The following is a 14,401-nucleotide window of genomic DNA, read 5'->3' as shown; positions in this document are numbered from 1 at the left end:
AATTTATCTATTTTTGTCTAATAATCTGTATCGATTATTTAGGACTAGTCAAAATTCAAATATATATAAATTTTACATTTAATCATATTAAATGCACCTTCAATTAATCAAATATAATATATGTTCTTATTTATTATTCAAATTCAAATCATTTGAATTGCAATTTTAAATAGGTTGAAAAACAAAAAAGAATTAATTTTTAATTATTTTCTGTTTTTAATCCAATTTCTGAATTCTTTAAATAGTGTAAATATAACCACTATAAAAATTACAATTAAAAAAATAATTAAAATCACTTTAACGAAAGGAACGAAAGAATCATTTTCCATATCTATATATAATTGGTTGGAAAATCAAATGTAATAATTTTTTGTTAATTACTAATGTAAATTCTATTTATATCATAATCAATACATTAAATATTGTTTTGATTTATTTTTCCACTCAGCTTGATTTTCATATTCAACGAAGAATAATTTTAAATCCGCTTGGTTTTCATACTTTACAAAATAGATTGCTTTTTTGGCTTGGTTGGCATATTTAGTAAAAAACCATTTGCCATTATTTTGTCCCGCTTGGTTTTCATATTTCACTTTAAAGACTTTTAAATCTGCTTGGTTTTCATACTTCACAACGAACACTTTTACGTCAGCTTGATTTTCATATTCCACAGAAAAAACCTTCTGCGCATTGCAATAGGAAACTGATAAAAAAACTAAAATTAAAGACCAAAATATACTTTTCATTTACTTTTTATAAAGGGTAATAATCAAAATTAAAAATACTATTTTTAATGCGTTTTAAACTCTAAATTTCATCAAAATTAAATTGAAATTCACGCTCTTTTCTGAACCATAATTGTCCTTCAAAAACTTCTAATTGACAGTCGAAATTATTAGAATATAATCCGCCAGTTCCAAGTCCTTGAGGCATTATATTTTGCTGTAAAAAAGTCCATTGTGCAATTGCATTAAGACCAATATTGCTTTCTAACGCAGACGTAATCCACCACTTTGTTTTATGCTTTTCAGCCAATGTAATCCATTCTTTTGTTCCTCGAAAACCACCTACAAAACTGGGTTTTAAAATGATATATTGCGGCTTGATTTTGAGTAATAAATCCTCCTTTTCTGCTATTGAAAACACACCAATTAACTCTTCGTCTAATGCAATTGGAATTGGTGACGTTTTACACAACTCTGCCATACTGTCAGTATTATTTTTTGCTATAGGTTGTTCTATACTATGTAATTTAAATCCAGCTAATTGCTTTAATTTATATAAAGCTACACTTGTATCGAAAGCACCGTTTGCATCGACTCTAATTTCGACTTGTTCTGGGGTGAAATATTGCCGAATAAAACGCAATAATCGCAATTCTTCCTCGAAATTTATAGCGCCAATTTTTAGTTTTATGCAATGGAAACCTTCGGCTAATTTTTCTTCGATTTGTTGCTTCATAAAATCTTCATTTCCCATCCAAACTAAACCGTTAATTGGAATTGATTTTGTGCCATTTGTAAAGTCCGATGGAAAGAGTAAAAATGGGTTGGAACTCACCAAAGATTGGAACGCCATTTCAACTCCAAATTGTATTGAAGGAAACTCAATTAAGGATTCCCAAAGCGCATCAATTCCGAGGTGAATATTGGCACAAGTCCACGCTAATTTTTCTTCATAATCTGGTCTGTCGTCGCAACTCAAACCACGAAGAATTCCGCACTCGCCTATTCCTTTTTTACCGTCATTTTCAAGTACAATAAACCACGTTTCTTTCTCGGTCATAACGCCACGAGAAGTTCCCGATGGACGTTTGAAATTAAGAATATATTTGTGATATTTTGCTTTCAAAATTGTGATTGTAAGATTATTTATGTTTTATAATTGATTTTAGGAATCAAAATTAGGATTAATTACTGAAATTATAGCCCCGATTGCAGTGAAAATCGTTTTTGTGAAAATCCTATTTTTTTGTTGCGCTTGCAGAACGACCAAAGGAAGTTCCTGCAAGGGCTTACAAAAAACGGATTTTGCAAAAACGATTGAAATGGAAAGCGGGAAAAAGCTCCAAAAAACTATTGATATTACTTCGTTCCTTTCAAAGAATTATAATTCGATGCTTTCGCCGATTTGTAAGAGCATTAAATCTTTGCCTTTATCGAAGAATTTCTTGATGGATTGTTCGTGATTTATTTCGATGAAACCGAATGTATCGTAGTGATATCCCAGGATTTTATCGCATTCTACGAAATCGGAAGCGATGATTGCATCGGCGATATCCATAGTGAAATTGTTGCCAATTGGGAGGATTGCTAAATCGAGTTTGGTGCGTATCGGGATGAGTTTCATATCCATTGTGAGGGCTGTGTCGCCTGCAATATAGATGTTTTTATGCTCGCCTTCGATGACGAAACCGCCAGGATTTCCGCCGTAACTACCGTCTGGAAAGGAGCTGGAATGGATTGCATTTACGAATTTCACGGTGCCAAAATCGAATTTCCAACTTCCTCCGTGGTTCATTGGATGCGATTTTAATCCTTTTTTGCTGTAATGTCCAGCGATTTCTGCATTGGAAATTATGATGGCGTTGGTGCGTTTTGCAATTGCTTCGACATCGAGAATATGGTCTTGATGGGCGTGTGTTAGCAAAATGTAATCGGCTTTTAGGGTGTAAATATCAATGTGAGCCGCTTTTGGATTTGCCGAAATATAAGGGTCAACGATAATGAATTTTCCAGCAATTTCGATACCTAACGAAGCGTGACCGTAGAATGTGATTTTCATTTTTATGAAATTTAAATGTTAAATATAAAATTAAGTGCTTCTTATCTTCCTCCCATAAACAAGTTTACAAAAATGTCTTGGAAGAAGAAAATCAAACTTAACGACAACAAAACAGATAATGCGAAAGTGCTTAACGCCACTTTTTTCAATTCGGGGTCTAATTCTTTAGGATTTTTGTTTTTATAAACCGTTACAAGGTGTTTTATCAAAGGGATGTAAGCCAAAACATAAATATATTGATCGATATTGAAATCTTTGAAATAGGAAAATTCCAAAACCAAAATCATAGCAGAAATAACCAAAAAGTATTGGTATATTTTTGCTTTTTCACCGCCCATTTTGACAACAATTGTGTTTTTATTTGATTTTCTATCGGATGCTTCGTCTCGCATATTATTGAGATTTAAGACTGCAACACTCAAAAATCCGATGGCGGTTGCGGGCAATACTAAAAACCAATCCATTTCTTTGGCAAACATAAAATAGATTCCGAGTGTGCTAACCAATCCAAAGAATAGGAAAACAAATAAATCTCCGTAACCCCTATATCCATAAGCAGAATTACCAACAGTATATCGGATTGCGGATGCAATTGCTAAAATTCCAAGTCCTAAATAAAATAATGAAAATCCTAAATTATGGTCTTTGAAAGCGACATAAATCAGTAAAATTGCTGAAATTGATGTCAGAATAGAGGTAATTACCAAAGCGCGTTTCATGTCCGCTGGAGTAATTACACCACTTTGAATGGCACGTTTTGGCCCTACACGATCTTCGTTGTCGGTTCCTTTTATTCCATCGCCATAATCATTGGCAAAATTGGATAAAATTTGCAATCCTAAAGTGGTAGAAAGTGCAAAAATGACAATTTTCCAATTGAACATCGCCTGTGACATGGCGTAAAAACTCCCCACAATTATGCCCGAAACCGACAATGGCAATGTTCTTAATCGCGCGGCTTGAATCCAATGTTTCATTTTTTATTTTTATTTAAAGTTTAAGGTTTAAAAAGGTTTAAAGTTTAGTGCTTAACAACTTTAAACATTAAACTTTAAACAATTTTATGGTAACCATTTTTTTTCAAAATTAGGTTTCCGTTTTTCAAGGAAAGCGTTTCGTCCTTCGGTCGCTTCTTCAGTCATATAGGCTAATCGAGTGGCTTCACCAGCAAATACTTGTTGCCCCACCATTCCATCATCTGTTAAATTCATGGCGAATTTTAGCATTTTTATGGATGTTGGTGATTTTTGAAGAATATCCTGTGCCCATTCAAAAGCGGTATTTTCCAATTCATCGTGAGAAATTACGGCATTGACCATTCCCATATCCATTGCTTCTTGAGCGGAATAATTCCTACCTAAAAAGAAGATTTCACGTGCTTTTTTCTGACCCACCATTTTAGCTAAATAAGCAGAACCATAACCACCGTCAAAACTTGTTACATCGGCATCCGTTTGTTTGAAAATAGCGTGTTCTTTACTCGCCAAAGTCAAATCGCAAACTACGTGCAAACTGTGACCGCCACCCACTGCCCAACCTGGAACAACGGCTATTACTACTTTTGGCATAAACCGAATGAGGCGCTGGACTTCCAAAATATTCAAACGGTGTTGCCCATCATCACCAACATAGCCTTGATGTCCACGAGCATTTTGATCGCCACCGCTACAAAAAGAATAGATTCCGTCTTTTGACGAAGGTCCTTCGGCAGAGAGTAAAACAACGCCTATTGAAGTGTCTTCTTGTGCGTCGTAAAAAGCTTGATACAATTCTGACGTAGTTTTTGGCCGGAATGCATTTCTAACATCTGGTCGATTGAATGCTATTCTGGCAACTCCATTGCATTTTTTGTAGGTTATATCTTCAAACTCTTTTACTATTTTCCAGTCTATAATATTCATAATTGAACTATTTTAGTGTAAAATTAAGGCATTTTTTACTTTTTATAGCACGTTCAAATAAATATAATTTAGGAGCAAATTATATTTTAGAAATTAATTTTAAAAAAAGTTTATTAATCATAAAAAAAGAGGCTTTTAGGCCTCTTTAAAAATTGTTATTCTAAAATTTATTCGATTTCAAAAGCTTGGTTTTCGTTGTTTGAAGCATTTCTGGCATTTAGCGCTTTATTATTCCAATCCAATACAAAAGCTGAAAAATGCATATTAGAAGCTACATATCCTGAAGGAATAATATACGTAAAGGTTTTAGTATAGACATCGTTTAAGTTTGTGCTTCCTGTTATTGCGTCACCTAAAATGTTTGCTGTTAAATAACCTCTTAAAACATCATCATAATCAAAGTTTACAATTGGATTTACACCACCATAATAACTTGTAGAATTAGTTTGATTGTACACTAAATTATCTTCAAGGGCATATACTACTAATTTAAGATTGGTTAAATTCTGTCCAAATTTCACTCTTACTTGAACTGATACAGTATTCCCTGATATAGTATTGGTCATTGCCAATCCTACTCTTGGATTAATTCCTGAGGTTAGATTTACAGGTTGCGAAACGTAACTTGTTTCGGGATAAGACCAAACGGTTTTTCTATTCAACATTCCTGTTGGATATCCCGTTAAACCAATCATTGTCTCTAAAGTAATTGCTTCTGGAAAATTATAAGGATCATTTCCTCTGTGAATGGCAACTACAACAGCATCTGAAGTTTGCAAACGAACTTGACTAATTGCATATGCTACTCTTGGGCAATATTGGCACCATGTTCCAGTATAGTCTTCGATTAATACTCTTTTATTAAAATTTATGCACTGTTGCACAGGGATTTGAATTGTAGGAGAAGTTAAGGTTACTGTGCTTGATACTTGATAAACAGCATAAACAGATAGTGTTCCTGGCGCATTTGGAGTAAAGAAATTAGTTACTAACGGTGTCGTATTCAAATAAACAACTGCAGAAGTAGAAACATCAGCATTGTTATTTCCTTTGACGGTAAATTGTATGTTATCTCCAACATAAGCGTCTGTAATACTTGCTGTAATTGCTATTGATTGAATAGCAGAACCGCCGCCCCCAGAATTATTATCTTCTTTGCTACAAGAAATAAATAATCCAAAACATAAAAATGCCAATAGTAAGTGTAATTTTTTCATAAAAAAAATTTAAGTTAGTTCACACAAATAAAATAAATATTTTCTTATTAAATGCAATAAATATTCTTTATTTGTAAAATATTATCAATTTACTTACTTTATTCATGAAAAAACTTGTTTTAATTTGGATTATTACGCTAAGCACTTCGCTTTTAGCACAACACCAAATTCCAAATATTAAATTAAAAAATATTAAAGGTGAATTAGTAAATTCAAATTTGGATTTTCAAAAAAAAGATGTCGTATATGTATTCTCATTTTGGGCAACTTGGTGCGCACCCTGTGTTCAAGAATTAGATGCTATTAGTGATGTTTATGGTGATTGGAAAAGTAAAATTAAAATTGAAATTATTGCCGTTTCAGTTGATGATGCTAGAACTGAAAAAAGAGTAAAGCCTTTAGTTAATGGCAAAGGCTGGGAATATACAGTGCTTTTAGATACTAACCAAGAACTAAAAAGAAGCCTTTCGATTGCTAATGTTCCTTACATTGTTGTTGTAAAAAACAATGAAATAGTTTACGTTCAAAATGGACATTCTCCTGGCGGGGAAGTTGAATTCTTTGAAAAATTAAAAGGTTTATAAAATGAAAAAAACACTACTCTTTTTAGCAATTTGCACTTCAATTTCTATTTTTTCTCAAACAGTAAATAAGGAAGAAAAAACAAAGGGAAAAATTTTTGGCGGATTTGAGTCTAATTCACAGTGGTATTTAAATGATGTCAATAGAAAAATAGAGCATCCTAATCAGCCAATAAGATCTAACAACTACCTATCATTAAATTATAACTATGGCAAATGGACTGCTGGAATTCAAGCAGAATCATACGCTCCAAAACCATTATTGAATTTCAATCCAAAATATGAAAATTCAACTATTGGAACGTATTATTTGAATTATAAAACAGAAAAATTAGATATTACTGCAGGTCATTTTTACGAACAATTTGGTAGTGGATTATTATTACGAAGTTGGGAAGACCGTGCATTGGGAATAAATAATGCTATTCGGGGCGGGAAAATAACCTATAGACCAACTCAAAATTTACTATTTACGGGATTGTATGGAAAACACAGAGCTGGTTTTGAAGTTAGCAACGGGACTATTGTCGGATTCAATTCAGATTTTAATGTGTCAGGATTATTTAATATTGAAAATTCCGACCTTTCCATTGGGTTTTCATACGTGGGTAGGTATGAAAAAACTACTATTCAAAACCCTAATTTCAATGAACTTACCAATGGTTTTGCTGGAAGATTGAACTATAGCCGCAACGCTTTTTACTTTTCTACAGAATATAATTTGAAATCAAAAGACGCCATTTTATATCCAATTACGGTTAGCAATTCCTTTGTAAAACCAGGAAGTGCTTTACTAATGAATTTTGGGTATACCAAAAAAGGAATAGGAATAGATGTTTCTCTCAGGAGAATTGAAAATATGAATTTCTTATCGGAAAGAAATCCTGAAGTATTTTCACCGGAGCAAACCAGTTTGGCTTACAATGATAGAATCATGAATTTTGTTCCTAGTTTAACCAAACAATATCATTCTAATTTGGCAAATATATATGTATTTCAAGCTCAAAAAAGCGTGAGTATAGTTGCTGATAACGGAATTGCAAAAGCGGGTGAAATTGGCGGTCAAATGGATTTTTTCTATGAATTTAAAAAAGGAACTTCTTTAGGAGGGAAAAATGGAACTAAACTTGAGTTTAATGCCTCTAATTGGTTTAATCTAAAAGGAAATTACACCATTTTTCCACCTGACTATACCACAGAGTTTTTGGCAAAAGGAGAGAAATATTTTTCAGATTATAATTTAGAAATCTCTAAAAAATTCAATTCAAATTTAAACGCAAGTATTGTTTTTATTAATCAGTATTACAATCATAAGTTAATTGCCGCGGCTTTGAATGTTCAAGTAAACACTTTTATTATAGCTCCCGAAATTACCTATAAATTATCTGGCAAACAGTCAGTGAAAATTGCTGCAGAACACCTGTGGGCGGATTCCGATAGAAAAAATTGGGCTTCATTAATGGTCGAATACAATCCTAATACCAAATGGTCGTTCTATGTTTCAGATATGTACAATTACGGATACGATAAAACAGCTGAATTAATTGATGACGTAACCGACCCCTTCAAAATTCACTTTTATAATTTTGGGAGTGCCTATACCAAAGGAAGTACCCGAATTGCGTTGAGTTACGGCCGACAACGAGGTGGTTTAGTTTGCGCAGGTGGTGTTTGCCGATTTGTTCCGCCAAGTACTGGAATTGGATTATCAGTGACGAAATCTTTTTAATTTGATACTTAATTTCTCTTCTAAAATATAATAACTATTGAATTACAAAAGATAAATTCCGTCTTCTTTAATTTCTATTAATTTTTCACGGTAAAGAGCACCAATAGCTTTTTTGAATGTTTTCTTGCTCATTTTCAGTACCGTTTTGATATCTTCAGGGTGAGAATTATCAGTAAGTCTCAAAAATCCACGACTGGCTTTCAATTCTTCCAAGATTAAATCGGCATTCGGTTCTATGCTTTGATATCCTTGTATTTGCAACGCAACATCAATTTTGTTATCTGGGCGAATGGTTTTAATGTAACCCCGCATTCTGTCACCTGTTCGAATCGCATCGTCATAAACCTCATCTTTGTAAACCAAGCCTTTGTGCTGTTCGTTGATGATAACATTGATTCCAATTTCTGTAATGTGAGAAACAATCAAATCAACTTCTTCGCCTTTTTCAACTGTAAGAGTATCATTATTCAAAAACTGATTGGTTTTACTAGAAGCTACCAACCTATTCGTTTTTTCATCCATATAAAGATAAACTAAATAGCGTTTGCCTTTTTCCATCGGGCGGGCTTGCTCTTTGAACGGAACCAAAATGTCTTTTTCCATTCCCCAATCCATAAAAGCACCTATCTGATTTACATAATTCACACGCAAAAGTGCAAATTCATTCAGTAAAATGTAAGGTTCTAGAGTAGTTGAAACAGGACGTTCCTCATGATCTAAATATACAAATACGATTAACTCTTCGCCAATTTCAAAGGTATTGGGAACGTATTTATTCGGCAAAAGAATATCGTTAATTCCTTCGGGATCTTCAACTGGATTGCCTAAAAATAAACCAACTTTGGTATCTCTTAATATCGTGAGTGTATTGTATTTTCCTATTTCAATCATTATTATACTTTTCTAAAGCGCAAAGGTACGAAATTGAATGCTATAGAAATAGGTTTAAAGTTTTGGATTTATTCGTACCTAAGTTAGTCGAAAGTTTTCATGACGTAAAGCCAAAAGTCTCGAAATAGAAAATATCTATTTAAAATCAGCCTATTGGAAAAAAATTCCATGTTTTAAATACGACACTTTATAACACATACCACTTATAATTTTATGATATAGAAATTGATTCTGAATAATTTGTATATTTGAATCTTAATTACATTTTCCTTAAGTAAAAAACAAAAATGAAACCAACTTATATTCTAAATTTCCTATTATTGCTTTTAACAATTCATACCTCTTTTGGACAAATTGCTGTTTACGATTCCGAAATAAAAAAAATGCTTTCCGAGGTTTCGCCAGAGAATATGGAAGCCACGGTAAAAAAATTAGTTTCTTTTGGAACACGACACACATTAAGCGATACCAATAGCGCTATACGCGGAATTGGAGCAGCACAACGCTGGGTAAAATCCGAATTTGATACCTATGCTTTGAATTCTAATGGAAGACTAACTTCAGTTATAGATTATTTTACCATCAAAGCTGATGGAAAACGCATTGCAGCAGACAGTCAATTGGGCAATGTGATGGCAACTTTAAAAGGAACAGATACTTCTGACGACCGTGTTTTAATTATTAGTGGCCACTTAGATTCCCGCGCTACGGATGTTATGGACAGTTCAATTGATGCGCCTGGCGCCAATGACGATGGTTCGGGAGTAGCTGCAATGATGGAATTGGCTAGAGTCATGAGCAAAAGAGAATTTCCTTTTACCTTGATATTTGTTGCTGTTGTGGGAGAAGAACAGGGTTTATATGGAGCAAAATATTTAGCAGATAAAGCTAAAAATGAAAAATGGAATGTAATTGCTATGATTAATAACGACATGATTGGAAACAGCCTATCTAGCGGCACTCAATTACGGGACAATACACAAGTTCGTGTTTTCAGTGAAACAATTCCCTATCTAGAAACGGAAACTGAAGCTAAACTAAGAAAAGCTACCAATCGAGATAATGATAGTCCATCAAGACAATTGGCACGATACATAAAAACGGTTACCAATCAATACGTGGAACAATTAGAAATAAATTTAGTCTATCGAAACGACCGTTTTCTGCGTGGTGGCGACCACACTCCTTTTAGTCAAAATGGATTTACTGCAATCCGTTTTTGTGAAATGAACGAAAATTATGATCACCAACACCAAAATATTAGAAAAGAAAATACTATCCAATATGGCGATCTTCCTGAATTTATGGATTTTGAATACATGAAAAAAGTTACCTGTTCCAACTTGGCTACTTTTAGCAATTTGGCGTGGGCACCAAAAGCACCTAAAAAGGTAGGTATTGAAGTAAAAGATCTTACTAATTTCTCCACTTTGGTTTGGGATAAACCCGAAGGAAAACCTGTTTATGGCTATACAATTCTAATCAGAGAAACTGCTGCACCGCATTGGGAAAAAACAATTTTTGTGAAAGATACAAAAGCAGAAATCCCCTATTCGAAAGATAATTTTTTCTTTGCAGTGCAATCAATTGATGCGTTAGGACATTCTAGTTTGCCCGTTTTTCCAGTACCAATTCGTTAAGTATTTTAATTAAATCAACTCTTTGAAAAACTGCAATAAAACGGTATCATTTTCACGTGTTGGTGTAAAAACTTCTAAGATGAACGGCTTATTATTATTGGAATAAAGATTCTTAATTCCTTTTTCAAGACTAGATTCATCACTTGCAATTGCATAGTCAAAACCATACATTTTTGCCAAATGTTCTGCAGTTAAACAATGAGAAGTTTCAAAAAACGTATTGAAAACTGGCGTTTCATCGTGTCCTGGTAAAATTCTAAAGATGCCTCCTCCCCCATTATTTATTAAAATAATCTTGAAATTTTTAGGGATATAATTATTCCACAATCCGTTAGAATCGTATAAAAAACTAATATCACCAGTAATTAAAACGGTTTGTTTGCCATTGGCAACCGCGGCGCCAATTGCTGTGGACGTACTTCCGTCAATTCCACTGGTTCCTCGGTTACAAAATACTTCAATTGACGGATGAATATCAATTAACTGTGCATATCGAATTGCAGAACTGTTGCCAATTTGCAAATTGGAATTTATTGGCAAACTCTGTATTACTTTCTCAAAAACTTTGAAATCTGTAAAGGGAATTTTTGACAAATAGGCTTTATGTTTCTCTTTTCTGAGTGTATTTATAGCATCGAAAATATCGAAATAGTCACTTTCAATAGGTTCTAATAATGGCAAAAACGTTTTGAAAAAGGTATTTGGATCTATTTCAAAATGCTGAGTCAAACAACCAAAAGTGTCATAAGCTCGCAAAGAATCAATATGCCAATGGTGTTTTGGTTGGTATTTGCGTAAAGCAGCTTTAATTCTTTTAGAAACTACCATTCCGCCAAAAGTAATTAGGATTTCGGGTTGAAATACTTCAAAATCATCAGATGAAAATGGAGTAATTATCGTGTCGATATTGTTTATAAAACTAGGATGGTGCAAATTAGAAGTCGTTTCTGTCATCACGACAACCGAAGTATCATTTGCTAAAAAATTAACTACTGAAGCAGCAATCGAATCAGGTTCATTGACGCCAACAAGTACTAGTTTCTTTTTTGATGTGTTCCAAACAGAGGCAAATTCATCCCAATTTGCGATTGAAACAAACGGAGTAGCATTTGCGGAAGCGTTACTATTTACAGTAACAGAAAGCTCCGAAACCGTTTCGTACAAAGGTTCTTCAAAAGGGGCGTTGATGTGAACTGGTCCTTTTTTTAATATCGAAAAATGTAGTGCTTCAGTAATTTTATGATCATTTTCAAGTGAAGCTCCTTCAGCCAAATTGGCATTGTACAACGAATGATTTTCGAACACCTTTTCTTGACGGATGGTTTGCCCGTCGCCAATATCAATTTTGTGTAAAGGCCTGTCAGCGCTAATAACTACCAAAGGAATTTGGCTGTAAAAGGCTTCTGCAAAGGCAGGATAATAATTCAAAAGTGCAGAACCAGAAGTACAAATTACGCCAACGGGTTTCTTTATTTGCTGTGCTATTCCCAACGCAAAAAAAGCAGCACTTCGCTCGTCGGCGATGCTGTAGCAGGTAAATTTAGGATTATTGACAAATCCAATAATCAAAGGGGCGTTTCTTGAACCGGGAGAAATTACTATGTTCGTGACACCTTGGGCGAGACAAATTTCGATGATGCTTTGCGCTAAAGGAATTTTTGGGTAAATCATTGTAAAGTAAGGTTCAAAGATGCAAAGGTACAAAGTTGGAAGGGTTTTTGCTAGGTTCTTTAATTAGATTTATTACTTTTGGAAAACAATTTACACGAAATGAAAATCCAAATTAGAGCATACCAAACCGAAGATACTCAAGCTATTTTAGCTATTATTAATTATAACATTGTTCATTCCACTTCTTTATACGATTATACCATTCGGAATTACGAGCAACAAAAAGCGATATTAGAAGAAAAAATAAAGAAAGGTTTTCCTGTACTAGTAGCGGTAACTAACGGTAAACCAGTTGGATTTGGAATGTATAGCGAATTTCGATTTCGAGAAGCCTATAAATTTACGGTTGAACATTCGGTATATGTTTCTCACGACGAAATGGGAAAAGGCATTGGAAAGTTACTTTTATCTGAATTAATTGAATTGGCAAAAGCCCAAGAATTGCACACGATGATAGGCGTAATTGATTCAGAAAACCAAGGCAGCATCCTTTTTCACGAGCAATTTGGTTTTAAAACAGTGGGGATTATCAAAGAATCCGGATATAAATTTGACCGATGGTTGGATTCTGTATTTATGCAATTGCTATTGTAATGACTATTTCACTATCCAGCTTATAATTTTATCATCATTGGGTGCCACGCCTGAAAGATACACTTGTTCCAATTCTCCTTTTTCGTTAATTAGGTATTTTTGAAAATTCCATTCTACGTTGGAATCTTTCAAACCATTTTTCGCTTTTTTAGTAAGAAATTGGTACACTTCGTTCATATCGCTTCCTTTAACCGAAATTTTGCTCATCATTGGGAAGGTTACACCATAATTGGCTTTGCAGAAAGTGGCAATTTCAGCATTGGTTCCAGGTTCTTGCGAACCAAAATTATTGGCTGGGAAGCCAATTATAACAAAATTATTATTTTTATATTTTTTATAAATTGCTTCTAATTGTTCGTATTGAGGCGTATAACCACACTTGGAAGCGGTATTTACAATTAAGATTTTCTTGCCTTTTAATGAAGCAAAATCAAAGGTTTTACCGTATAAATCTACTGCTTTAAATTGGTAGATTGTAGAATTGTTTTGAGCTTGTGTAGCAAATGAAGTCAAAATAAAAAGTATAAATAATTGAAAATTCTTTCTCATGATTTTTTTTACAAAATTACTTATAAAGGTTTAAGAAAAATAAAAAATTGCATTTATTTATAATTCAACAAGAGTTAAAATTATACCAATCGCAATTGTTAATGAGTCCATTTGTTGTGCCACTGTGCAGCTGTATATATTATTTAGTTCTCCCTACATATCGGATTTATTGCACTAATTTGATATAACAAGCTACAGTGTTATTAAAGTATGTTAATTTCGTATGCTTATTTAACACTAATTTAAATTGAGTAAGACAAACTATTTATTAATAGTGAAAAAATCAAAAAAAAATCCCAATACAATGTATTGAGATTTTAAAAAATATAAACTAGTTAAACTAGTAACAAGCGGTTTGAATAACTGTTTTTTGTTGGTCGCCATAACCAGTTCCTCCAATAAATATTGATTCTACGGAAGGAGCTACACAAACACTTTGAATAACTGTTTGTTGTTGGTCGCCATATCCTGTTCCTCCAAGGAATATTGACTCTACGGAAGGAGAAGTACAAACAGACTGCACTATTAATTTCTGTTGGTCACCATACCCTAAACCTCCATAAAAAATGGATTCCACAGCTACCGGAGTACAACTATTTTGAACAATTATTTTTTGTTGATCACCATAGCCCTGCCCTCCATAAAAAATGGATTCAACCATAACTGGTGCACAAACGTTTTGAAATAAACTTTGCAGAGAGGATCCGTATCCATTACCTCCTGAAAACATGGTTGTAGGTATTTTTGAATTAAATACCCCACGCATGGAAGGAAGCGCAATTTGCCCAAAAGTATTTTGTACCAACCAAAATAAGGCTATTATTAGTATTTTCTTTACCACTTA

General features: G+C 33.5%; 14 protein-coding genes. 4 read left to right on the top strand and 10 right to left on the bottom strand.

The window, feature by feature from the left end; genetic code table 11:
- Positions 1 to 407 precede the first annotated feature (407 nt).
- The 6 genes from AC9UEH_RS09230 to AC9UEH_RS09205 form a co-directional block, all read right to left on the bottom strand.
- Positions 408 to 746 (bottom strand): 7(1) septoil knot domain-containing protein, encoded by a 339-nt coding sequence (locus AC9UEH_RS09230; RefSeq protein ID WP_509531036.1) that lies wholly within the window; start codon positions 744 to 746, stop codon positions 408 to 410.
- A gap of 61 nt (positions 747 to 807) precedes the next feature.
- Complete coding sequence (locus AC9UEH_RS09225; protein WP_509531034.1) at positions 808 to 1,851, bottom strand: o-succinylbenzoate synthase; 1,044 nt, start codon at positions 1,849 to 1,851, stop codon at positions 808 to 810.
- Between the two features lie 255 nt (positions 1,852 to 2,106).
- A complete protein-coding gene (locus tag AC9UEH_RS09220) occupies positions 2,107 to 2,784 on the bottom strand; it encodes a metal-dependent hydrolase (RefSeq protein ID WP_509531032.1) in 678 nt (225 codons plus the stop codon).
- A 41-nt stretch (positions 2,785 to 2,825) separates the two neighbouring features.
- On the bottom strand, positions 2,826 to 3,761 hold the full coding sequence (gene menA, locus AC9UEH_RS09215; protein WP_509531030.1) for a 1,4-dihydroxy-2-naphthoate octaprenyltransferase: 936 nt from the start codon (positions 3,759 to 3,761) through the stop codon (positions 2,826 to 2,828).
- Between the two features lie 84 nt (positions 3,762 to 3,845).
- A complete protein-coding gene (locus tag AC9UEH_RS09210) occupies positions 3,846 to 4,685 on the bottom strand; it encodes a 1,4-dihydroxy-2-naphthoyl-CoA synthase (protein WP_509531028.1) in 840 nt (279 codons plus the stop codon).
- A gap of 167 nt (positions 4,686 to 4,852) precedes the next feature.
- Positions 4,853 to 5,902 (bottom strand): Omp28-related outer membrane protein, encoded by a 1,050-nt coding sequence (locus tag AC9UEH_RS09205; protein WP_509531026.1) that lies wholly within the window; start codon positions 5,900 to 5,902, stop codon positions 4,853 to 4,855.
- Positions 5,903 to 6,006: 104 nt separating this feature from the next.
- On the opposite strand from AC9UEH_RS09205, the gene AC9UEH_RS09200 reads away from it, so the two are divergent.
- Both AC9UEH_RS09200 and AC9UEH_RS09195 read left to right on the top strand, forming a co-directional pair.
- Positions 6,007 to 6,486 (top strand): TlpA family protein disulfide reductase, encoded by a 480-nt coding sequence (locus tag AC9UEH_RS09200; RefSeq protein WP_509531024.1) that lies wholly within the window; start codon positions 6,007 to 6,009, stop codon positions 6,484 to 6,486.
- Between the two features lies 1 nt (position 6,487).
- Complete coding sequence (locus tag AC9UEH_RS09195; RefSeq protein ID WP_509531022.1) at positions 6,488 to 8,212, top strand: DUF6029 family protein; 1,725 nt, start codon at positions 6,488 to 6,490, stop codon at positions 8,210 to 8,212.
- A gap of 42 nt (positions 8,213 to 8,254) precedes the next feature.
- On the opposite strand, the gene AC9UEH_RS09190 is transcribed toward AC9UEH_RS09195, so the two are convergent.
- Entirely contained in the window at positions 8,255 to 9,103 is an 849-nt protein-coding gene (locus AC9UEH_RS09190) for a CvfB family protein (RefSeq protein ID WP_509531020.1), read from the bottom strand.
- A gap of 287 nt (positions 9,104 to 9,390) precedes the next feature.
- Here AC9UEH_RS09190 and AC9UEH_RS09185 point away from each other — a divergent pair, with 287 nt between their 5' ends.
- A complete protein-coding gene (locus AC9UEH_RS09185) occupies positions 9,391 to 10,743 on the top strand; it encodes a M20/M25/M40 family metallo-hydrolase (protein WP_509531018.1) in 1,353 nt (450 codons plus the stop codon).
- 9 nt (positions 10,744 to 10,752) lie between these two features.
- On the opposite strand, the gene menD is transcribed toward AC9UEH_RS09185, so the two are convergent.
- Positions 10,753 to 12,414, bottom strand: a complete 1,662-nt coding sequence (menD, locus tag AC9UEH_RS09180; protein ID WP_509531016.1) for a 2-succinyl-5-enolpyruvyl-6-hydroxy-3-cyclohexene-1-carboxylic-acid synthase — start codon at positions 12,412 to 12,414, stop codon at positions 10,753 to 10,755.
- Between the two features lie 99 nt (positions 12,415 to 12,513).
- Here menD and AC9UEH_RS09175 point away from each other — a divergent pair, with 99 nt between their 5' ends.
- Complete coding sequence (locus AC9UEH_RS09175; RefSeq protein WP_509531014.1) at positions 12,514 to 13,008, top strand: GNAT family N-acetyltransferase; 495 nt, start codon at positions 12,514 to 12,516, stop codon at positions 13,006 to 13,008.
- Between the two features lie 3 nt (positions 13,009 to 13,011).
- Here AC9UEH_RS09175 and AC9UEH_RS09170 read toward each other — a convergent pair whose 3' ends face one another.
- On the bottom strand, positions 13,012 to 13,557 hold the full coding sequence (locus AC9UEH_RS09170; RefSeq protein ID WP_509531012.1) for a glutathione peroxidase: 546 nt from the start codon (positions 13,555 to 13,557) through the stop codon (positions 13,012 to 13,014).
- Between the two features lie 340 nt (positions 13,558 to 13,897).
- Positions 13,898 to 14,398 carry a hypothetical protein gene (locus AC9UEH_RS09165; RefSeq protein WP_509531010.1) on the bottom strand — a complete coding sequence of 167 codons (501 nt, stop codon included), beginning with the start codon at positions 14,396 to 14,398 and terminating at the stop codon, positions 13,898 to 13,900.
- Positions 14,399 to 14,401 lie beyond the last annotated feature (3 nt).

Source organism: Flavobacterium sp. (genome assembly GCF_040402835.1).
In the GTDB taxonomy this organism is placed as follows: domain Bacteria; phylum Bacteroidota; class Bacteroidia; order Flavobacteriales; family Flavobacteriaceae; genus Flavobacterium.
This window is presented reverse-complemented; position numbering and strand designations above follow the sequence as displayed.